The 21,086-nt window shown below is 37.2% G+C and carries 19 protein-coding genes; 11 read left to right on the plus strand and 8 right to left on the minus strand.

Annotated elements, in window-relative coordinates; all coding sequences use genetic code 11:
* Nucleotide 1 precedes the first annotated feature (1 nt).
* The 5 genes from ES765_RS05835 to ES765_RS05855 all read left to right on the plus strand — a co-directional run bounded on the left by ES765_RS05835 (nt 2) and on the right by ES765_RS05855 (nt 4,177).
* The gene (locus ES765_RS05835) at nt 2-649 is read left to right on the plus strand and encodes an NADH:ubiquinone reductase (Na(+)-transporting) subunit D (RefSeq protein WP_138112192.1); all 648 of its coding nucleotides are present in this window, start codon (nt 2-4) and stop codon (nt 647-649) included.
* 21 nt (nt 650-670) lie between these two features.
* Nucleotides 671-1,429, plus strand: a complete 759-nt coding sequence (gene nqrE / locus ES765_RS05840) for an NADH:ubiquinone reductase (Na(+)-transporting) subunit E (RefSeq protein ID WP_138112194.1) — start codon at nt 671-673, stop codon at nt 1,427-1,429.
* Between the two features lie 2 nt (nt 1,430-1,431).
* Complete coding sequence (nqrF, locus tag ES765_RS05845; RefSeq protein WP_138112196.1) at nt 1,432-2,739, plus strand: NADH:ubiquinone reductase (Na(+)-transporting) subunit F; 1,308 nt, start codon at nt 1,432-1,434, stop codon at nt 2,737-2,739.
* A gap of 71 nt (nt 2,740-2,810) precedes the next feature.
* Complete coding sequence (locus tag ES765_RS05850; RefSeq protein ID WP_138112198.1) at nt 2,811-3,173, plus strand: Na(+)-translocating NADH-quinone reductase subunit F; 363 nt, start codon at nt 2,811-2,813, stop codon at nt 3,171-3,173.
* Nucleotides 3,170-4,177 carry an FAD:protein FMN transferase gene (locus tag ES765_RS05855; RefSeq protein ID WP_138112200.1) on the plus strand — a complete coding sequence of 336 codons (1,008 nt, stop codon included), beginning with the start codon at nt 3,170-3,172 and terminating at the stop codon, nt 4,175-4,177. Before ES765_RS05850 ends, ES765_RS05855 begins: the two co-directional genes overlap by 4 nt.
* On the opposite strand, the gene ES765_RS05860 is transcribed toward ES765_RS05855, so the two are convergent.
* The 3 genes from ES765_RS05860 to gpmI are packed head-to-tail and all read right to left on the minus strand — an operon-like array spanning nt 4,178 to nt 7,323.
* Nucleotides 4,178-4,942 carry a class I SAM-dependent methyltransferase gene (locus tag ES765_RS05860; protein ID WP_138112202.1) on the minus strand — a complete coding sequence of 255 codons (765 nt, stop codon included), beginning with the start codon at nt 4,940-4,942 and terminating at the stop codon, nt 4,178-4,180.
* 9 nt (nt 4,943-4,951) lie between these two features.
* Entirely contained in the window at nt 4,952-5,770 is an 819-nt protein-coding gene (gene map, locus ES765_RS05865) for a type I methionyl aminopeptidase (protein ID WP_138112204.1), read from the minus strand.
* Nucleotides 5,771-5,805: 35 nt separating this feature from the next.
* Entirely contained in the window at nt 5,806-7,323 is a 1,518-nt protein-coding gene (gene gpmI / locus ES765_RS05870) for a 2,3-bisphosphoglycerate-independent phosphoglycerate mutase (protein ID WP_138112206.1), read from the minus strand.
* 223 nt (nt 7,324-7,546) lie between these two features.
* Here gpmI and ES765_RS05875 point away from each other — a divergent pair, with 223 nt between their 5' ends.
* Both ES765_RS05875 and ES765_RS05880 read left to right on the plus strand, forming a co-directional pair.
* Complete coding sequence (locus tag ES765_RS05875) at nt 7,547-7,939, plus strand: ankyrin repeat domain-containing protein (protein ID WP_138112208.1); 393 nt, start codon at nt 7,547-7,549, stop codon at nt 7,937-7,939.
* 305 nt (nt 7,940-8,244) lie between these two features.
* Nucleotides 8,245-8,631, plus strand: coding sequence for an ankyrin repeat domain-containing protein (locus tag ES765_RS05880; protein WP_138112210.1), 387 nt, complete (start codon nt 8,245-8,247; stop codon nt 8,629-8,631).
* Between the two features lie 103 nt (nt 8,632-8,734).
* Here ES765_RS05880 and ES765_RS22670 read toward each other — a convergent pair whose 3' ends face one another.
* The 5 genes from ES765_RS22670 to ES765_RS05900 all read right to left on the minus strand — a co-directional run bounded on the left by ES765_RS22670 (nt 8,735) and on the right by ES765_RS05900 (nt 16,067).
* Nucleotides 8,735-8,902: a DUF6747 family protein gene (locus tag ES765_RS22670; protein ID WP_317131395.1), complete on the minus strand. Its 168-nt coding sequence runs from the start codon at nt 8,900-8,902 to the stop codon at nt 8,735-8,737.
* A gap of 136 nt (nt 8,903-9,038) precedes the next feature.
* Complete coding sequence (locus ES765_RS22560; protein WP_262710659.1) at nt 9,039-9,167, minus strand: hypothetical protein; 129 nt, start codon at nt 9,165-9,167, stop codon at nt 9,039-9,041.
* Between the two features lie 163 nt (nt 9,168-9,330).
* Nucleotides 9,331-10,062: a M15 family metallopeptidase gene (locus tag ES765_RS05890; protein WP_138112212.1), complete on the minus strand. Its 732-nt coding sequence runs from the start codon at nt 10,060-10,062 to the stop codon at nt 9,331-9,333.
* 87 nt (nt 10,063-10,149) lie between these two features.
* On the minus strand, nt 10,150-11,313 hold the full coding sequence (locus ES765_RS05895; RefSeq protein WP_138112214.1) for a gliding motility-associated C-terminal domain-containing protein: 1,164 nt from the start codon (nt 11,311-11,313) through the stop codon (nt 10,150-10,152).
* Nucleotides 11,313-16,067: a beta strand repeat-containing protein gene (locus ES765_RS05900; protein WP_138112216.1), complete on the minus strand. Its 4,755-nt coding sequence runs from the start codon at nt 16,065-16,067 to the stop codon at nt 11,313-11,315. Before ES765_RS05900 ends, ES765_RS05895 begins: the two co-directional genes overlap by 1 nt.
* Before the next feature lie 528 nt (nt 16,068-16,595).
* Here ES765_RS05900 and ES765_RS05905 point away from each other — a divergent pair.
* Genes ES765_RS05905 through ES765_RS05920 form a run of 4 tightly spaced genes read left to right on the plus strand, consistent with a single transcriptional unit; the run spans nt 16,596 to nt 21,027 of the window.
* Nucleotides 16,596-17,339, plus strand: coding sequence for a hypothetical protein (locus ES765_RS05905; RefSeq protein WP_138112218.1), 744 nt, complete (start codon nt 16,596-16,598; stop codon nt 17,337-17,339).
* Entirely contained in the window at nt 17,329-18,102 is a 774-nt protein-coding gene (locus ES765_RS05910) for a carboxypeptidase-like regulatory domain-containing protein (protein WP_138112220.1), read from the plus strand. The genes ES765_RS05905 and ES765_RS05910 overlap by 11 nt, the downstream gene beginning before the upstream one ends.
* Nucleotides 18,103-18,150: 48 nt before the next feature.
* Entirely contained in the window at nt 18,151-18,657 is a 507-nt protein-coding gene (locus tag ES765_RS05915; protein ID WP_138112222.1) for a DUF6702 family protein, read from the plus strand.
* Between the two features lie 57 nt (nt 18,658-18,714).
* Nucleotides 18,715-21,027, plus strand: a complete 2,313-nt coding sequence (locus tag ES765_RS05920) for a M1 family metallopeptidase (protein ID WP_138112224.1) — start codon at nt 18,715-18,717, stop codon at nt 21,025-21,027.
* Nucleotides 21,028-21,086: the final 59 nt, after the last annotated feature.

Consider the following 21,086-nt stretch of genomic DNA (forward strand, 5'->3'; position numbering starts at 1 on the left):
TATGGCACTACTCTCAAAAAAAGATACAAATCTCATACTAGATCCGCTTGCGGACAATAATCCTATAACCATTCAAGTATTGGGTATATGTTCGGCATTAGCTATTACAGCAGAGTTAAATGCATCGTTGGTGATGGCTATTTCTGTAATGTTCGTTCTAGGTGCTGGCAATGTCGTTATATCATTGATGAGGAATATCATCCCTTCAAAAATTAGAATTATCGTTCAATTGATTGTTGTAGCTACACTGGTAATTATAGTTGATCAAGTACTTAAGGCGTTTGCATATGAATTAAGTAAAACATTGGCGGTATTTGTAGGATTGATTATTACGAACTGTATTATCATGGGTCGTTTTGAAGCATTCGCTTTGGCCAACGGACCATGGCGTTCATTTTTGGATGGAATAGGAAATTCATTGGGATATGGAATCATTTTGATTATTGTAGGTTTCTTTAGGGAACTTTTAGGCTCTGGTACGCTTTTCGGTATTCCGGTTTTTGGGGATCCAATTGCAAAAACTGGTTTGTATTCTACGGGTTATGAGAACAATGGTTTTATGATTATTCCACCAGCAGCATTAATTGTTGTGGGGATTATTATTTGGGTACAACGCTCACGAAATCCAGCACTTGTAGAGGAGAATTAAAAAGACATTTAATAAGAAATTATGTTAGAACATGTAGAATTATTTTTTAAGTCCATCTTTATTGATAATATGGTTTTCGCTGTATTCTTGGGGATGTGTTCTTATTTGGCTGTATCCAAAAAAGTGGCTACGGCTGTAGGATTAGGAGCTGCGGTAATATTCGTATTGGCCGTAACCGTACCATTAAATTGGTTATTGGATAAATATTTGTTACAAGATGGTGCTTTAGTATGGTTAGGTCCAGAATATGCGGACTACAACCTTAGCTTTTTATCATTTATTCTATTTATTGCAACCATCGCAACTATGGTTCAATTGGTAGAGATAGTGGTTGAAAAATTCTCGCCTTCTCTGTATAACTCATTGGGTATTTTCTTGCCCTTGATTGCAGTAAATTGTGCCATTCTTGGTGGTTCATTATTTATGCAGGCAAGAGAAATTGAGACGTTGGGTCTAGCGTTTAATTATGGGGTGAGTTCTGGGATAGGATGGTTTTTAGCTATTTTAGCCATTGCTGCAATCCGTGAGAAAATCAGGTATAGTAATGTACCAGCGCCTTTAAGAGGATTAGGAATTACATTTATTATAACGGGTCTAATGGGTATCGGTTTCCAAAGTTTTGGTGGTATGTTAACCGGTGGTGATGATGCTGCTGAAGAGGCTAATGAGCAAGTTAATCAGATTGTAGAGCCAAAAGTTATCGCTCCAAAAGAAGATATAGTAGAAAAAAACAAAGAAATTGACGAAGAGGTTATTTCTTATAACGACGTAAATAAATAAACATGATTTTAGCTGCAAGTACTGGCGGTACTATACTAATAACCGTTGTCGCATTTCTAATATTATTAATGGTATTATTAGCCTTACTTCTGTTCACGAAGGAAAAACTGGCTCCTTCAGGTCCGGTTACCATTACTATAAATGGAGAAAAGAAGATTGAAGTAGCTTCAGGTAGTTCCTTATTATCTACGTTGGGTAATCAAAAGGTTTTTTTACCATCTGCTTGTGGTGGTGGTGGAACATGCATTCAATGTGAATGTCATGTGTTATCTGGTGGAGGTGAAGCCTTACCTACTGAAACCCCGCATTTCTCAAAAAGAGAATTGAACCATGGTGCACGTCTAGCCTGTCAGGTAAAGGTGAAACAAGATATGGAAATCACAATTCCAGAAGAAGTTTTCGGTATTAAGAAGTGGCCCGGAAAAGTGCTTCGTAATTATAATGTAGCATCTTTTATTAAGGAATTCGTTATTCAAATTCCTGAAGATATGAACTATAAGGCTGGTGGTTACATTCAAATTGAGATTCCAGAGTGTGAGGTTAAGTTTGAAAATATTGATATTACCGCCCACCCAGAAGAACACGAACGTCCAGATAAATTTAAAGAAGAATGGGATAAATTTAATTTGTGGCCATTGGTAATGAAAAACCCTGAAACAGTAGAGAGAGCTTATTCAATGGCATCTTTCCCTGGTGAAGGAAGAGAAATTATGTTGAACGTACGTATCGCAACACCGCCATGGGATCGTTCTAAAAATGGATGGATGGATGTAAACCCAGGGGTAGCTTCTTCTTACATTTTCAATTTAAAGGAAGGTGATGAAGTAACTATTTCAGGTCCTTACGGAGAATTCTTCATTAATGAGTCTGATTCAGAAATGTTATATGTAGGCGGTGGTGCAGGTATGGCTCCAATGCGTTCACATTTATATCATCTGTTCAAAACATTAAAAACAAACAGAAAAGTTAGTTACTGGTATGGTGGTCGTTCTAAACGTGAGTTGTTTTACTTAAATCATTTCTACGAATTGGAGAAGGAGTTTTCTAATTTTAAGTTCTATTTGGCTTTATCTGAACCAATGGAAGTAGACAATTGGAAAGTAAAAGAAAATATTGATGCTCCGGGCGATGGTTTTGTTGGTTTTATACACAACTGTGTAATAGATAACTATTTAGATCACCACGAATCACCAGAAGATATAGAACTATACTTTTGTGGTCCTCCATTAATGAATAAGGCTGTGCAAAAAATGGGAGAAGATTATGGTATCCCAGATGAGCATATACGTTTTGATGATTTCGGTGGATAACATTTAAATAAGAAATAATTAATAAAAAAACCGATATACTTTATATCGGTTTTTTTGTAAAATGTACTGAAATGCATATTTTAACAGAGCAGGAGCTCCATAATTTGGCTATGAATATTGTAGGCAAACAGCTAGAGGAGGAAGGATTTGAATTTTTAGCCGTCAACAGTGAGCTTCGTAAGAATCCACAGTTTGTGTGTACTAAGGATAAGAAAATGCGTTTTGTCGTTGTAAAGGCAATTGGTTATCCAGGTGACCCAAAGGATATCGAGTTTTTTAAATCCGACCTAAACAAGATGAGTGAGCATGCCCTTAAATTTGAAGCAACAACATTTTATGCAGGTGTAGGTTTGGTAAATGCTACTGATCATAATTTACCCGTGTATTTAGATGAAGAGTATATTGTTGATTTTGATGGATTGGTTGAGATATGAAGAAGTATATTTTAGTTGTATCGATTTTTTTAAGTTTGTTTTATTCTTGTTCTGAAACTGAAAGTAATCGAAGCGATTATACTGGTGGTGCATTGGGTACATCATACAATATAATCGTTATTTCTTCTGTAGAAATAGACCTTCAAAAAGATATAGATTCCGTTTTTACTTCCATCAATCATTCATTGTCTACGTATATTCCAGAATCGGATATTTCAAGGATAAATGAAGGCGATAGTACGGTTGTTGTAGATAAAATGTTTCAAGAGGTATTTAATTTATCTAAAGATATTTTTATACAAACCAGAGGTTTCTTTGACCCAACGGTAGGTACTTTAGTGAATGCATGGGGTTTTGGTCCAGAGCGACAAATAACGATGGATAGTCTAAAGGTAGATAGTTTATTGCAGTATGTTGGCTTTGATAAAGTAACGCTTAACACCAAGAATGAGGTAATCAAAACGAATCCAAATATCTTTATAGATTTTAATGCAATTGCTAAGGGGTACGCTATCGATAGGATAGCTGCTATGCTAGACGCTAGAGAAGTTCGTAATTACCTAATTGAAGTTGGTGGTGAACTAGTGGCTAAAGGTAAGAATACGATTAAAGGGAAACCTTGGGTAGTGGGTATTGATGACCCAGAAATGCTGGTAGAGCGAAAGACAAAAATATTAATCAATCTTAATAATAGGGCATTAGCATCTTCTGGTAATTATAGAAAATATAGAATTGATGAAGCTACAGGTAAGAAGTATGTTCATATCGTAAATCCAAAGACTGGGTTTACACAGATATCTAATATATTAGCAGTGACTATATTGGCGAAAAATTGTGCAACTGCAGATGCATATGCAACTGCTTTCATGGCTATGGATTTGGACGAAGCTTTTAAATTAGTAATTGAGAATAAAACGTTAGAAGCGTATATTATTTATTCGGATGAAGCTGGAAAGACACAAGAATTTTTGACCAAAGGTTTTAAAGACTTGGTCGTCGAGTAATTATTTCTGCACATAGGGGATGATTTCTCCCTTTGCTAATCTGTAGCGTATAATATTTTCTTGGCTCAAGTGCTTTGTTAAATCTACTTCATTAACCGTGAAGCCTATCGTTCTTAGTTTAGTAAAATAATCTCTGCCATAAATACGTACGTGGTCATATTGACCAAATATTTTTGCACGTTCCACCTTATCAACTATTGAATTGTCTTCAAATGTATGTTCTCGGCTTAAATCTTGAGGTATTTGAAAAACTCCCCAGCCACCCGGTTTTAAAACTCGGTACAATTCATGCATGGCTTTTGAATCGTCTGGTATGTGTTCTAGAACATGGTTACATAGTATAACGTCGAAAGTGTTGTCATCAAAGGGAAGATTACAAATATCAGCCTTTACATCCGCCAAGGGAGAATTTAAATCCGTCGTTATATATTTTAAATTCTTTAATTTTTTAAACCGTTTGTAAAATGCCTGTTCGGGAGCACAATGTAAAACATGCAGCGCGGAGGTGAAAAAATTGGTTTTTTCGGTAAGAAATAACCAAAGAAGTCGATGCCGTTCTAATGATAGGGTAGAAGGGGATAATACATTATCACGTGGGTTTTCATAACCATAGGGTAAAAAACTACGAAATGATTTTCCATCGATTGGATCCTCAAACGTGTCCCCTTTATAATAAAGCTGAAAAAAAGGTTTTACCAAATAACTCACTGAAATTAAAACAGGTCTTGGTACAAGGTTGAGGAAAAATTTAAAAATTTTCTTCATGTCAGTTTCCTAGCTGTTGGCTACAGAAGAGATGAATTCTGATTCTTCATCACTACTAATTCCTAGGGCTTCATAAACGTACTTAAAAGTGGATAGCAATTCTGGTTTGCCATTAACGATGGCCACATCGTGCTCAAAATGGGCGCTTGGCTTACCATCAGCGGTAAGAATGGTCCAACCATCTTTTAGTTGTTTTATGTTCTTGGTACCTAAATTAATCATGGGTTCGATTGCCACGGTCATTCCCTCAACGAATTTTTTACCTCTGCCACGTCGACCATAATTAGGCATTTCTGGATCTTCGTGCATTTTCCGGCCTAGTCCATGGCCTACTAACTCACGCACTACGCCATAACCATGGTCTTCAGTGAATTTTTGTATTGCAAAACCTACATCCCCGACACGGTTACCTGCTTTGAATTGACGTATGCCTACATATAGTGATTGCTTGGTAATGTCTAGTAACTTTTTAATTTCGGGGGTTACCTCACCAACCTCAAAAGTATAGGCATGATCACCGTAGAAGTCATTTTTCAATGCGCCGCAGTCTATAGAAATAATATCACCTTCTATCAACGGTTTGTTATTTGGAATACCATGTACTACCTGTGCATTAGGGCTCATGCAGAGGGAATTAGGGAAATCATACAAGCCAAGAAAACCGGGTACTGCACCATGATCGCGAATGAAAGCTTCTGCCATAGTGTCTAACTTAAGCGTTGTCACACCTGGCTTAACTTCAGCTGCTATCATTCCCAATGTTTTTGAAACGATAAGCGCGCTTTCGCGCATCAATTCTATTTCCTCGGCCGTTTTAATCTGTATCATATTCGTGTGAAATTCTGTTATTACCGATTAATTTATTATACCAAAGAATGCTGTGTCATGAATTCAGATTTTGCAACTCCCATTAATTTTAAAATGGTTGGTGCTATATCTCCTAAAACGCCATCTTTGATTTTATGTATATCCTTATCGACTAAGATTAAAGGTACAGGATTCGTGGTGTGTGCGGTATTTGGACTACCATCTGGATTTACCATAGTTTCGCAATTACCATGATCGGCAATAACGATTACGGAATAGTCGTTTTCTTGTGCCGCTGTGATAACATCTTTAGCACATTCGTCTACGGTTTCACATGCTTTTATTGCTGCCTCCATTACACCAGTATGACCAACCATATCGGGATTTGCGAAGTTTAAACAAACAAAATCAACATCTCCTTTGTTTAACTCAGGGATGATTTTGTCTCGAATCTCATAAGCACTCATTTCTGGTTGCAGGTCGTATGTTGCAACTTTTGGTGAAGGACATAAAATACGCGTCTCACCATCGAAAGGAACTTCTCTACCCCCATTGAAAAAAAATGTAACGTGAGGGTATTTTTCTGTTTCCGCAATACGTATTTGTTTTTTTCCTGCTTTAGACAATACTTCACCTAAAGTTTCTTTGATATTGTCTTTATTATAAATCACATGTACACCATTATATGATTCATCATAGTTGGTCAACGTGACATAATATAAATTTAATTTATGCATATTTTGTTCATGCATATCTGCTTGACTCAATACTTGAGTCAGTTCTCTACCTCGGTCTGTTCTAAAGTTGAAGAAGATGACAACATCGTCTTCCTTAATACTAGCTATGGGTGTGCCATCTGTAGATGTCATTACGATGGGTTTTATGAACTCATCGGTTACACCAGTATCGTAACTTTTTTGAATGCTTTTGGCAATATCCGTTGATTTTTCTCCTTCTGCATTAACGATAACATCGTATGCTTCCTTAACACGTTCCCAACGTTTATCTCGGTCCATTGCATAATACCTACCAATAACCGAAGCTAATTTGGTGTTTTTATCAGCAGTGAATTGAACAAGATCTTTTAAAAATCCTTTACCGCTTTTCGGATCTACATCTCTACCATCGGTAAAAGCATGCACATACATGTTTTCTACACCAGAAGCGCTACCGGCATTAATAAGTCCTTTAATGTGATTTGTATGGCTATGTACACCACCATCACTTAACAGGCCTAAAAAATGAACATCCTTATTGTTTTTCTTGGCGTATTCGAAGGCGTCTTTTAAAACTTGCTCATCACGAAGAGTGTTTTCTTTGACTGCCTTGTTTATTTTGGCTAAATCTTGATATACAATTCTACCGGCACCTAAGTTCATGTGCCCCACTTCGCTATTGCCCATTTGACCCTCTGGAAGGCCAACGTTCATGCCGTCTGTTAATAAATTTGAATTTGCATAGGTCGTATATAAACTATCAATAAAAGGGGTATTTGCTTTATCTACTGCAGATACTTCTGGGTCAGGAGATTTTCCCCAACCATCCAATATCATTAAGATTACTTTTTTGTTCATCTTTTCAAGAGTTTTAGAAATCAAAAATACTACGTTCTACCTAGTTAAGCTACTAGATACCATACCTTTTTTAGAATCTGAACAAAATCACAAGTATTCATAAATTTCATGCGGCGTCGTTTGTTAAACTTAAGTTATAAGTCTGTTAAAGCATGAAACAAATTACAGTTACATGCGTCTATTAAAATGTAGAATAATCTATTCATCAATTAAATCAATCATCATGAGAAAAACAATTCTAACACTAGCTATGGTAGTACTTACAATGGGGTCTAATCTAATGGCTAACGAAACCAATGAAGTAAGAAGTACTGTAAACAAGGAACTAATTAAGAAAATTGAAATTAATTCTTTTTGTAAAGCTGTTATGCAAGGCGATGTTTTAACCGTAAAACGTTTAATCGATTTAGGTGAAGATGTAAATCAAAAATCTTTAGGGATGACCCCGGTAATGTTTGCTGCCCGTTATAATAAAGTAGAAGTCTTAAGACTATTAATAAATCATGGTGCAGATTTAAAAATAAAAAGTAATCAAGGCTTCTCTGTTAAGCGTTACGCTGAATTATCAAATGCTACTGAAGCATCGGAGGTAATAGAAACTGCCTCGGGTATCTAATTGAATTTTAGTTATTTATAAGTATAAAGGAAATTTATCTATTTGATGCTACTGCAATTAAATGCAATAACTATGTGTAATTTCGGTAGTATGTTTTTATTAACATTTGATTTTTCACTCATCGCTCGCATGCCCAAATTACGGTCTGCATTATCAAGTTTTTTTAGTTGCCATCTACCATGTGAGGCTAAAATTTTCTGAATGTTAAATATTTACTATTTCTTTCTTAAAATTATTTTATTATCAGTTTAGTATGATTAAATTGATATTATCATTAATTATTTTAATCAAATACCATAAATATTATGAAAAAATCAATCTCAATACTGTTTTTTATGGGTGTATGTGCTATAACTGGAGTTTATGCCAATACTACGGTAACTACAATAGCATCTGATTTTGTTGTATTGCAGACTAATGATCAAATAAGCGCTCTATGTAAAGCAGCTATGAAAGGCGATGTTGACCAAGTTCGTAGTCTAGTTGCTATAGGCGAGGAATTGAATGAAAAATCATTAGGATTAACACCTGCCATGTACGCGGCAAGATATAATAGGGCAGAGGTTCTAAAAGTACTTTTGTTAAATGGCGCTAACCTTAATATTAAAAGTGAAAAAGGTTATACCGCCAAGGAGTATGCGACCATGTCAAATGCAAAAGATGTTTTAGCGGTAATCAATCAAAACTCTTAACGGAAAAGGAATAAATAAAAAAGGCTCATTGGAAATCCCAACGAGCCTTTTTTATTTATTAAATTCTACTCTATATAGTGTTCAAGTAAAAGAGTAAAAAACGTTAAAAATCAAATCCATTTACTGCTCTATAAACAAAAGCGTATAGTGCCATAAACAACATTAGGGCACAAAATACTGAGTAGACTTTTAAAATTGTAACCAATATGCCAGGTTTACAATGTTCAAACGCCTGAAAGTAAATATTTCTAAAATGTGTAATAGTTCCCATTATAGTGTTCTTCTATGATTAAATCATAGCTATAAAGGTAATTCATCAATGGTAAAATAAGTTTGGGACCTCCTCAAACTTACAACATTAAGCACTTACCGCTTTGCACTCTAGGTCAAAAGACCAAAAAACACGATTAACCTTCATTCTTATGCTTCTCGATGGCTTCTTTTCTTTTTTCAATTCTGTTTTCTGGATCAGCATGCGTGCTTTGAAATTCTAATGCACGTTGTAATCTTTGCGCAACTTCTTGTGCAGAAAGCATTGTACTATGTTGTGATCGCCCGGTATATGGATTCTCTTATGTAGTGCTGCATTTTGAATAAACGCAAAAGTAACGATTGCCAAAACCCTATGAATAATCGTATTTTTTAATTTCCACTTTAAATGATAAAGTGTTCTAATACAGTATCTAAAGTTCGAAATGGTTATAAAAGATCTCTATTAATATCTAAAATATTATTTTGGATATATGACCTTAAAAAACCGATTGTAAAATGCTCTGCGCCATAAAACTCTTCATGTTGTAAAAGTGAGGCAATGTTCTTTCCTCTAAATTGCTCTAGCATAGGTATGGAAAGTGGTGCATAGCTATAGTGCCATGGCTCATATTTAAAACCTCTTCTTTTTGGGTGGTCGGTATAGACTAGGTGATAACCATAAGTTTCAGAATTTTCATCCATCCATGCTTTAAAATCTTCATAAGGACCTCCAGCTTCAAATTTTGACGGGACTAAAACATCTCCATCTACTTTTCTATAACCGTCTACAATATCTATATCAGTACCCCAATGATGCCTACTGGTACCTGGTATGGTAGAATATTCTATAATTTTATCAATGGCATCTAAAGGATCCATACCATCATCGGTATACGATATAAACTTACGTTCAAAAATGGCTTCCTGGCGTTGAAAATTACGATAACTGGAAACAATTTTAAGGTCGATACCGTCTTTATAAGCCGCCATTTTCATTTCTAAAAAAGCATCGTGAGCTTCCTTTCTTAGATTAATTCCTTTTCCATACAATTGAATATCGTCTTTACCCATGAGTTCCAATATGGAATATTCTTGGTCTTGTTGAATGAATAGTGAGGGGATAAGGGACACCGCTAAGCTTGCAGAACTACTTTTTTTAATAAAAATTCTTCTCTTCATAAGTTAAAAATAAGATTTTAAGGCATGACCTGTTAAGTTTTAACTCTAAAAAGGTCATAGAATTGTTTCATAACTGGCTTAATTCAACTAGCGCGCCAAATATAAAAACCCCTGGTAGTTTAGGTCGCCTTCACTAATGTAAATGGTGTAGAAATAAACGCCAATGGGCAATCCTTTTTCTGAACTGAAGGGTACGTTGTTTAAATTAGAAAATCCTGCAAATTCGTCTATGTAGTTTGCCATTTCAAAAACCTTTAGACCGTAACGGTCATAAATCTGAACAAGATTAGTACCTAAGTCTTCTAGTTCAGGTATAAAAAAGGAGTCGTTAACACCATCATCATTTACCGAAACGATGTAATTGTCTAAACTTAGTACTTCTCGTGATAAAGGCTCATAAGGTAATCTAGAGACCCCAAGGGTGATAATTTCATAATCATCTGGGTTGAATTGTTCGGTGCTAACGAACCCTTCGGTTAAGTTGCCGACAGGAATACTGCCCGATAGGTTGATCCACCGTTGCGAAAGCTTGCTCCAACCTACAGGTATGATTTTGTCGGCATCATCTGTTAAGCTTACCATTTCGCTACGAGAATTCCAGCTAAGTGTTACGGTCGATGGTATATTACCTTCTAAGCGCCAGAATTCAATGGCACTAACAACGTCCACATCTAACGCAACTGCAAACGTATTAAAGCTGCCAGGTAACGAAGCCGGAGTATTGGCATCCTCAAAGAAATAAGCACTCTTTGCAAAAAGGTTGGTGCTTTCTGAATTTAGAATCAACGGACGCATAAGTTCGCTATCGCCAACAGGAAACCCAAAATTCTGTTGATTTGTAATGGCTGCATAGCCTTCAACTTTTGAAACGTCAGTTTCCCCGGTGTAAAACGAATTATTTAAAAAGGTATAGAAAATTTCGGGTTGGGTTAGGGGCGTACGAATGCTGCCTAAAATAAAATTAGTATTGTTGCTATTGTCTACGCCAACTGCTAATTGCAAATCATTGTCTAGTGCAATCTCAACATCATAAAATTGAGGAGTTAACGTACCAGAAACGGTTAATGGCTGTGGGCCATAAAAACCTACCAAACCAAGATTACTATCGAAAGGCGATACATTAATGAGGTTGGTATGAAATCCCAAATTCCCACCTTCATGAATACGCACGTTGCCATTATTGTAAAGGGCAGTTTGGGCAGATGCCGAAACCACTAAAAGAATGAAAAGAAGTGTGAATTGCTTTTTCATTAGTCGTTGGACTTTTCTAACAATAGGTTTTTGATTTCTTTCATTTGAGCTTTAAGTACTTCTACTTCGGAAGCCATATTTTTGTTTACAGATTCTAAGGCCTTAATTTTCTTTTCTTGTTCTATAGTATGAAGAAAGAGTTCTTCAATTTTTTCTAGGTTGATTCTAGAGGCTTCCCCCAAATCCAAAAAACCTTGTTCTTTTATTTCTTTGGCAGATTTAATACCTGGTAGGTGGTTGTTTTGTTTTACAAATTCTTCAATTTCAGACAAGTTTGAAAATTCATACTTTGGGTTTAAAATGGAGTTGCCTAAGAAATATTTTTGGAAGACGTAGTCGGGATGAACAAGAGCTCCTTGGACAGTTACAGTTCCAGTTCCGGTAATATTTAAATTGCCGCTTGTCGTTATAGCTTGACCACCAAAGTCGGGTAGTATTTTCGCACCAGTTATGCCAGCTCCAATATCAGCATTTAGCACAGTGCCATCAATTATTTCATTAGTGCCAATTGCATTGTCAGAGATTTCCCCTTGACCAATCGCACCCGTAGCTATGTCGATAGTTACATTACTTAATACTGAATTAGCGCCTCCAGTAACTTGTAGGGTACTTGAAGTTATGTCTGAGTTTCCTGCTGGCGTTACAGCTGCCCAAACTACGGTGCTACCAGATATTGTCAATACTTCATTTTCATTTCCTGATGGATTTAACTTATTTGGGTTTATAGTATTATTTTGTATGTCTTCATTTAGGATGGTCTCATTTTTGATTTTTGCTGACGTTACGGCATCTGATGCTAATTGTTGTGTATCTATACCTAAATCTGTTACACCTATGGCATTTGCTGCAGAAATAATAATACCTGTTCCTTCGGTATAGGTTGTTCCGCTGATAGCTGCATCAATCCACTGGACACCAGCAACCGTAGAGGACAATATTTGACCTGCCGCGCCTGGTATGTTATTAACATCCATTAATGAACTGTTTATTTCCAATCTCCCACTAACTATTGCATCTAGAATTCCACCATTTTCCTCTATTCTAAAAACTTCTTGGCCACCTGCTGAAAAAGCAAGTTCATCAGCTTGATCTCTCCACATACCAGTATCACTATCATCACCAGTACTAAATGAATATGCTGGGAAATCTTCAGTACCTTTAGATGAATTGTACCCTTCAGAACGTATTTCTCCTGATACATGTAATTTATTTTGAGGGTTGTTATTGCCTATTCCTACACTTCCGCTACCGTCAAAACTTAAATCAAATCCAGCTAATTGATGAACTCTATTTGCAGTTAATGGTAAATTCGAATTGGAGAAATTATCTCCAACATTTAACCCAGAAATTTGGCCATCCACATAGGTTTTAACAGCTTGTTCAGTAGGGAAATCATCAATCGAATTATCTACTAAAGTCCCATCATTAGATTTGTTTGCAGCATCTTCTTTGTTCCCAAGCGCAGTCGCATTGGCGGTGATTCCGTTTGTATTTGTAGTGATGTTGTTGGTCAATGGAGTATCGTCGTAAAGTGCACCGCCATCCGTTCCTACGGTGATTGAATTAGGACTGTTGCCACTAACGATTATTGGTGCCGTGATGGTTCCTATCTGTGTGTCCACATATGTTTTTACAGCCTGTTCGGTTGGGAAATCGGTCGTCGAGTTATCTGCCAGTGCAGCATCATTGGATTTGTTTGCGGCATCTTCTTTGTTCCCAAGCGCAGTTGCATTCGCGGTGATTCCGTTTGTATTTGCTGTGATGTTGTTAGTCAACAGAGTATCGTCGTAAAGTGCACCGCCATCCGTTCCTACAGTGATTGAATTAGGACTGTTGCCACTAACGATTATTGGTGCCGTTATGATTCCTATCTGTGTGTCCACGTATGTTTTTACAGCCTGTTCGGTTGGGAAATCGATCGTCGAGTTATCCGTAAGTGCAGCATCATTGGATTTGTTTGCGGTATCTTCTTTGTTCCCAAGCGCAGTTGCATTGGCGGTGATTCCGGTTGTATTTGCAATGATGTTGTTGGTCAACGGAGTTTCGTCGTAAAGTGCACCGCCATCCGTTCCTACAGTGATTGAATTAGGACTGTTGCCACTAACGATTATTGGTGCCGTGATGGTTCCTATCTGTGTGTCCACATATGTTTTTACAGCCTGTTCGGTTGGGAAATCGGTCGTCGAGTTATCTGCCAGTGCAGCATCATTAGATTTGTTTGCGGCATCTTCTTTGTTCCCAAGCGCAGTTGCATTGGTGGCAATTCCGTTTGTATTTACAGTGATGTTGTTGGTCAACGGTGTATCGTCATAAAGCGCTCCGCTATCGGTTCCTATAGTAATTGCATTTGGTGTATCGGTGCTAACAATATTACTACTAGTAGCCCACACCACATCGGTCCCATTAGTAGTCAGTATTTGTCCGTCCAGGCCTTCCGCTATCTTATTTACACCAACACTATTGTCCGCTAAATCCAAGTTACCTATGGTTCCATCAACAATCTTATTTGATGTAATTGCATCAGCAGAAATAGCTAAAACGCCATTATTATCCATACTAGCATCACCTGAAACTATTCTTTCCTGAGGAATGTTAAAATCATCACCAATAAGGATGGTAGCATTTGCCAATGTAGGTATACCAGTACCGTCTGTTCTATCATCTGAAACAATCCAACCTCCAGCTCCAGCATTTTCGGTAGCATCCCATTTTAAAATTTGACCGTCGGTTGCGCCATTTTGGTTAAGGTCCACTAATAAAATTTCGTTATTTATTATTTGAGCGGTTCCAATCGCTACTACTGTAAATTCATTACCAATAGAACCATTGCCTGTTATGGTGGCTTGATCTGCCAATTCTGTAGTTCCACTAGCAGGCACATTGGCCCAAACCACATTCCCGCCGGCATCCGTACCTAAAAACTGCCCAGTTGTCAGAGAGGGTTGTATTTTGATTGGAGTAATACCTGCATCGGTTACTTTAAATTCATTACCAATCGAACCATTGCCTGTTATGGTGGCTTGATCTGCCAATTCTGTAGTTCCACTAGCAGGCACATTGGCCCAAACTACATTCCCGCCGGCATCCGTACCTAAAAACTGTCCAGTTGTCAGAGAGGGTTGTATTTTGATTGGAGTAATACCTGCATCAGTTACTGTAAATTCATTACCAATCGAACCATTGCCTGTTATGGTGGCTTGGTCTGCCAATTCTGTAGTTCCACTAGCGGGAACATTGACCCAAACCACATTCCCACCGGCATCCGTACTTAAAAACTGCCCAGTTGTCAGAGAAGGTTGTATTTTGATTGGTGTGATTCCTTCATCAGTTAGTGTAAATTCATTACCAATAGAACCATCGCCTGTTATGGTGGCTTGATCAGCTAATTCCGTTGTTCCTGACCCAGCGGCAACTAATGATAATTCAGTATCCACATATACTTTTACCGCATTTTGGGTAGGATAATCGGTATTAGAAGAGCCAAGATTTACATTGGGATTTTTATTTGCTATAAATTCTTTGGTAGCTTGTAAACCTGTTATTGCAGTTGCGTTTGCATTTTCAGCATTGGTTGCGCGTTGGGTCTCATCCAAGATTGCTTGAGACTCCTCTAAATCTGCTAGACTTACATCTATAGATGTAGCACCCTCTTCGATAGTTAGTAAACTTGTCAAAGTATTTAAATTGGCATCGGTTATATCATCATCTGTTGTGACCCCTCCTACCTGCGCATCCACATAGGTTTTAACCGCATTTTGGGTAGGATAGGCATCTTCTGACATTCCTAAATTAGGATTCGAATCTTTATTGGCCACATCCTCTTTAAGATTTAGACCCGTCGTTAAACCTATATCTGTTGCAAACGCACTTAAATCAGCAGTAGTGGGGTCGCCATTTTCAATACTAATGGTAAGTTCTTCGTCTGTTAATGTTGCGGTGCCTAAATTCTGACTATCAGTATTTAAGTAAGTCGAAAGATCAATAGAATTCCCACCGTTTTCGAGTGTGAGACTATTATCTATAAGGGTCAACTGTTGATCATCAGAACCAATTAAAGCACCAAGATTAACGACTGAACTTCCTTGTATTGTAGAACGGGTAATAGTTAAGGTTGTATCTAATTTGCTGAACGTTAAGTCGTAAAGGTCGTTGGCATCTTCCCACTGTACAATACCGTTTTCATCGGTAGTTAAAAACTGCCCGGGTATAAAGTTTGCCAAATCAGTGGGTACGATACTACCGTCTCGTATTTCATCAGACCCCACCGCATTTTGTCGTATTTCACTTGAGCCTACAGATTCTGCCGCTAGTTTATCCTGTCCGATAGAATTGTCTTGTATATCATCGGGTCCTATACCACCATCAACAATGTTATCTCCAAGAATACTGTTTTTTGCTATTTCTAAATTATAACCATCTTCTGATTGTGTGATTTCAATGGTACTTCTATTATTTACAATAGGGTCATTGGTAATAGTGAAGCTTACGGCATCACATAAATTGATCCATTGTGTGCCATCAAAATAATGGATACACGCAGTATCGGTATTATAGACCATACCACCTCGTTGAGGGGTTATTGCATCCATTTCTGTCGTGGTGATACGCGTAATCACCAACACTTTTGAACGGCTCTCCAGTTCCAAAACAGACGAAGGGTCTATATTCTGAGGATTGTCTCCTATTTTTATTTGCCCAAAAACAGTGGGTATCGTGAGCATTATAAATAAGGCAAAGAAAATTACTGCTTTCATACTAAGCGTTTTAGGACCTAAATAGTAAGAAACAAAAATAGGATTATCTGCTAATTTAGCTTGATTAATAAGATGAAATATTGCGCTTATAGGTTAAAGAGCATCATTACCTATTGAATGCGCACCTATTCTTAACCCGTTTTAGATTTTGTTTGGAGTAGCAAAAACGAGTGCCAATTCGAGTATTTTTTCGAAATATAAGGTGTAAAAAATGTGTCTAGATATATTTTTAGGCCATAGAACAGTTCTCGATAGTGCTACTTATTTTTACTGATGTATACCAGATTTTCCAAAGAAAGAATAGTAAAATATAACACTCGAACTGACTTTTTTACATAAAGTAATTAAAATAAAAAAAAGGTATTCTTAGGTAATGAACAGTTGATTATTTTACGATTGTTTTTGAGGCGGTGGTCAAGAAATTAACAAAAGTTTATTGACAGGGGTTTTTTTATCATGGCTACATATCTTTACTTTATACGCTGCATACCCTGTGAGTAGGGGTTTATTCAGTTCAAATAAAAATAGATGACCAAAAAAATACTTTTCTTAGTAGTATTATGTACCGTAGTAGCGGGATTTTCACAAGATGACGATAGACGACCCTTAAATGGTTCTGTAATCTATATGAATGTTGCCGTACCCAATGAAAATGTGATTAACGCAACCGCCGAAAGAGCGACAATTACGAATGATAAAGGGTTATTTAGAATTAATGTAAAGCTTGGTGATCAATTGGTTTTTACAGCAGTGAACTACAATATAAAAGTGGTGACCATAACCGAAGAGATTTTAGCCAATAATCGTTTGGTCGTTGAGGTAAATGAAAAAGTAACCGAGTTGGATGAAGTGGTGATTACGCCCGATCAGCAAGAGCGCTTTTTAAAGGCCAAGAATGAAGAATTTAAAGGATATGAATATGAGATTGACCGGGGTACCGAGGTAGAGAATATATCATTGTCCCAATCTGAAAGAGGAATGCAAGATGGGTTGAATTTTGTTAATATTTTTAGGGCAATATTCAAATCTCAGGATGAAACAGCAGATGCCGGACCAAAATTATTGGTGAGCGATGTATTAAGACAGGTATATGATAATTCATTTTTTGTGGTTGACCTTCAAATACCACAAGATAGAATAGATGAATTCTTGATATATTGCGATACACGAATGCCTGCACAGTCACTTCTGAGAAAGGAAAATGAATTTCAGCTTATAGATGCGCTAGTTACAAATAGCAAGGCATTTCTTATAGGTATTGATGAGGAGTAGTCTCCTTATTCTTATTTTTTTTTCTACAGTTACGGCGGTAGGCCAGACCGGCGGGTCTAAAAACTTAGAGGGTAGGGTGTATAGCGATGATGGCGACGTAGCGGCCACCCACGTACTTAACCTAACTACAAAAAGAGCAACGATTACCGATAATAATGGGTTTTTTACACTATCGGTACATCTATCGGATACCTTAGAGTTTTCTGCGGTACAGTACAAGAAAAAGGTTGTTGTGGTAACCTCTTCAATTCTAGAAAGTAAATTTGTCACCGTAGGCTTGGAAGATGCCTTGACCGAATTAGATGAGGTAACGGTTACACCCTATAACCTCAGTGGCGATTTGATCAAAGATTTGGCGACATTGTCATTAGACCCTGTAGTTACCGCATCTACGTTAGGGTTGCCCAATGCATATATACGAATACCTACAAAGGCAGAGCGAGAACTTACAGCTGCAACAGCTAATCCATTAATGAGTTTTGATCCATTAATCAATGCCATAACTGGGCGAACCAAAATGTTGAAACAACGGGTCGCACGAAATAAACTGTACGATAGAACTGAACGCGTACGTGATTTCTTTGCAGATAGTATATATGAAAAACAATTACGCATTCCCATAGAAAAAATCGATGATTTTCTATATTACTGTGAAGTAGACCCGCGATTTCAAGGCATAGTAGATACGCATGATCAAATCAAAATTTGGGAATATATGCGACAGAAAGGGGTGATTTATAGAGCGAACAATGCGATAGATTAGCGGTAATCTTTGGCATATGGTTTGCAGAGGTTTACTAAAAAAAATACAATGAGATTTGTTAAGACTGGGTTGTTAATGGTATTGCTTCCGCTTTTTGCTTTTGTTGGGGCTCATAAATTTTATATAAGTGTCACCAACGTCGATTATTCTGAAAAGAATCAATCGGTGCAAATCATTACCCGCATATTTATTGACGATATGAATGCTGTAATTAAAGAACGTTATGGTGTGCCTTCTGAATTAGGTACGGATAGCGAATCGGCTATGGATCGAGCGTATTTGGAAAAATACCTACGTACTAAATTTTTAGTAGAAATTAATGGTGAAACGGTCAAGTACGAATTTATAGGTAAAAAATATGATACCGATATGGTTATTTGCTATTTGGAGGTGCCCGATATTCCCCTAAGGAGTTTAAAGCAAATTGGGATTCAAAATGAAGTGCTCACTGATATCTACGATGATCAGCAAAATGTTGTTCATTTTAAGGTTAATGGAAAGAAAAAGAGCCATGTGTTGGTAAAATCACATACTAAAGGAATGTTAAATTTGTAACATAAAATGAGTAATTCATACAAAAAACTTTAATTTTCTGCCACTAAAAACTAAATAATGATAAGAATAAAATACGTGTTCCCCTCTATTTTATTTCTTTTCGCAGCGGTTACCTTTGCACAAGATGCAGAGACCAACGAAAAGGAGCCAGGGCATTACAACCAGAATAAGTTTAAACAACTTTATGAAGAATTTGCAACCCCAAATACCTATAGGTCAGCTTCTGGCGCTCCAGGGCCTGACTACTATCAACAACAAGCAGATTATGTGATGGACATTCGCTTAGACGATAAGAATGCCAAAATTTTTGGGGAAGAAACAATTACATACATCAATAATTCTCCCGATAATTTAACGTATTTATGGTTGCAATTAGACCAGAATGTTCGGACGAAAGATTCTAAAGCACTGCTACGCGACGATAGTGTAGTTCCTATGAACGAAAAGGCTAGTGATTTCGTCAACAAGTATATGACAACCCCTTTTGATGGTGGTTTTACTATTGATTATGTGAAGGATGATTCTGGTAAGGCACTGCCGTTTACCGTTAATTTCACCATGATGCGTGTCGATCTTGCGACACCTTTAAAAAGCGGTGATAAATTTTCCTTTGATATAAAATGGAACTATACTATTCCAGACCATACGGTCAATAGAGCCAGATCAGGATACGAATTTTTTGAGAATGATGGAAACAGAGCGTATGTAATTGCTCAGTTTTTTCCAAGAATGGCCGTTTACAATGATGTAGAAGGATGGCAGAACCACCAGTTTTGGGGTAAAGGTGAGTTTGCGCTTCCTTTTGGGAATTATGAGGTTAATATAACTGTTCCTGCGGATCACATTCTAGATGGTACCGGTGTACTTCAAAATAGAAAAGAGGTCTACTCTAAAGAAATGATGAGCCGTTATGAGCAAGCTAAAAAGTCATACGACAAACCTGTTATCATTGTAACGCAAGCAGAAGCCGAAGCAGCTGAAAAAGGCTTTTCAGATAAAACCAAAACATGGAAGCTGAAGGCCGAAAATGTTCGTGATTTCGGATTTGCAACGTCTCGAAAATTCATTTGGGATATGCAAGCGGTGAAATTAGGGGATAGAGACATCATGGCAATTTCTATGTATCCAAAAGAAGGTAATCCATTATGGGAAGAATATTCAACAAAGGCAGTAGCACATACCCTTAAGTCGTATTCATCACATACGTTCGATTATCCTTATCCAAAAGCAATATCGGTACATGCAAAAAATCAAGGGATGGAATATCCTATGATTTGCTGGAACTACGGTAGACCAAACGAAGATGGCAGCTATTCTGACCGAACAAAATTCGGTATGATAAGTGTCATCATTCATGAGGTAGGTCATAACTTTTTCCCGATGATCGTTAATTCAGACGAACGCCAATGGGGCTGGATGGATGAAGGTCTTGATACCTTTATGCAGTTTATGGCCGAACAAGAGTTTGGGGAAACTTTTCCTGAAGCTATCGCACCGAATGATAAATATCCATCTAGAAGAGGTGATCCATCCAAAATAGTACCTTATATGAGTGGTGATCAAAGTACGATATCACCCATCATGTCCAATCCTGAAAATGTATTTCAATTAGGTCCAAATGCTTACGGGAAACCAGCAACGGCCCTGAATATTTTAAGGGAAACAGTAATGGGGCGTGAGCTATTTGATCATGCGTTTAAAACGTATTCTCACCGTTGGATGTTTAAACATCCAACTCCAGAAGATTTTTTCAGAACGATGGAAGATGCCTCTGCGGTTGATTTAGATTGGTATTGGAGAGGATGGTTTTATACGACCGATTATGTGGATATAGGAGTGAAAGACATTAAAAAGTATTATGTAAGCGATACGCCGAATAAAAAAATGCAGGCATATCTTTCTGACCGTGGCATGACCGAGGCAAATTTATTACCATTTGTTTATTTAGAGGAATATAGCGATACCGATATGGTTCCTACAGAGCTTAAGGGCAACTTGCCGTCAGAATCTTCTAAAACGCTAAAAGAGTATATGATGGATGCGATGACAGAAGCTGAAAGAGCTGCTGTTAAAGAACCAAAATATTTCTATGAGATTACCTACAATAGCCCTGGGGGTCTGCCGATGCCATTAATTGTAGAATATACCTATGCAGACGGTTCGGTTAAAAATATAACCTACCCACCAGAAATTTGGAGAAAGAATAATAAGGAAGTAAAAATGGTCATTTCATCAATGTCTGAGCTTGAAGGAGTACTTGTTGATCCTAAAATGGAAACAGCAGATATTGATACAACGAACAATAGTTGGCCAAAGAAAGAGCAAGTGAGCGACTTCGATAAAATGAAGGAGAAAATTCAAGGAGAATAAGAATAATTTTTTTTTAAAAAAGCCACGTATAACTACGAGGCTTTTTAATTTTGGATACT

Source organism: Maribacter sp. ACAM166 (genome assembly GCF_005771495.1).
GTDB lineage: Bacteria > Bacteroidota > Bacteroidia > Flavobacteriales > Flavobacteriaceae > Maribacter.

What these genes read in the sequence shown, in the direction of transcription:
- ES765_RS05850 (WP_138112198.1), top strand. Translation starts at nt 2,811, where the DNA reads ATGCATATTTTAACAGAGCAGGAGCTCCATAATTTGGCTATGAATATT.
- ES765_RS05895 (WP_138112214.1), bottom strand. Translation starts at nt 11,313, where the DNA reads ATGAAAAAGCAATTCACACTTCTTTTCATTCTTTTAGTGGTTTCGGCA.
- ES765_RS05890 (WP_138112212.1), bottom strand. Translation starts at nt 10,062, where the DNA reads ATGAAGAGAAGAATTTTTATTAAAAAAAGTAGTTCTGCAAGCTTAGCG.
- nqrE (WP_138112194.1), top strand. Translation starts at nt 671, where the DNA reads ATGTTAGAACATGTAGAATTATTTTTTAAGTCCATCTTTATTGATAAT.
- ES765_RS05855 (WP_138112200.1), top strand. Translation starts at nt 3,170, where the DNA reads ATGAAGAAGTATATTTTAGTTGTATCGATTTTTTTAAGTTTGTTTTAT.
- ES765_RS05905 (WP_138112218.1), top strand. Translation starts at nt 16,596, where the DNA reads ATGACCAAAAAAATACTTTTCTTAGTAGTATTATGTACCGTAGTAGCG.
- ES765_RS22560 (WP_262710659.1), bottom strand. Translation starts at nt 9,167, where the DNA reads ATGCTTTCTGCACAAGAAGTTGCGCAAAGATTACAACGTGCATTAGAA.
- nqrF (WP_138112196.1), top strand. Translation starts at nt 1,432, where the DNA reads ATGATTTTAGCTGCAAGTACTGGCGGTACTATACTAATAACCGTTGTC.
- ES765_RS05875 (WP_138112208.1), top strand. Translation starts at nt 7,547, where the DNA reads ATGAGAAAAACAATTCTAACACTAGCTATGGTAGTACTTACAATGGGG.
- ES765_RS05880 (WP_138112210.1), top strand. Translation starts at nt 8,245, where the DNA reads ATGAAAAAATCAATCTCAATACTGTTTTTTATGGGTGTATGTGCTATA.
- ES765_RS05910 (WP_138112220.1), top strand. Translation starts at nt 17,329, where the DNA reads ATGAGGAGTAGTCTCCTTATTCTTATTTTTTTTTCTACAGTTACGGCG.
- ES765_RS05900 (WP_138112216.1), bottom strand. Translation starts at nt 16,067, where the DNA reads ATGAAAGCAGTAATTTTCTTTGCCTTATTTATAATGCTCACGATACCC.
- ES765_RS22670 (WP_317131395.1), bottom strand. Translation starts at nt 8,902, where the DNA reads ATGGGAACTATTACACATTTTAGAAATATTTACTTTCAGGCGTTTGAA.
- ES765_RS05915 (WP_138112222.1), top strand. Translation starts at nt 18,151, where the DNA reads ATGAGATTTGTTAAGACTGGGTTGTTAATGGTATTGCTTCCGCTTTTT.
- ES765_RS05860 (WP_138112202.1), bottom strand. Translation starts at nt 4,942, where the DNA reads ATGAAGAAAATTTTTAAATTTTTCCTCAACCTTGTACCAAGACCTGTT.
- ES765_RS05835 (WP_138112192.1), top strand. Translation starts at nt 2, where the DNA reads ATGGCACTACTCTCAAAAAAAGATACAAATCTCATACTAGATCCGCTT.
- gpmI (WP_138112206.1), bottom strand. Translation starts at nt 7,323, where the DNA reads ATGAACAAAAAAGTAATCTTAATGATATTGGATGGTTGGGGAAAATCT.
- map (WP_138112204.1), bottom strand. Translation starts at nt 5,770, where the DNA reads ATGATACAGATTAAAACGGCCGAGGAAATAGAATTGATGCGCGAAAGC.
- ES765_RS05920 (WP_138112224.1), top strand. Translation starts at nt 18,715, where the DNA reads ATGATAAGAATAAAATACGTGTTCCCCTCTATTTTATTTCTTTTCGCA.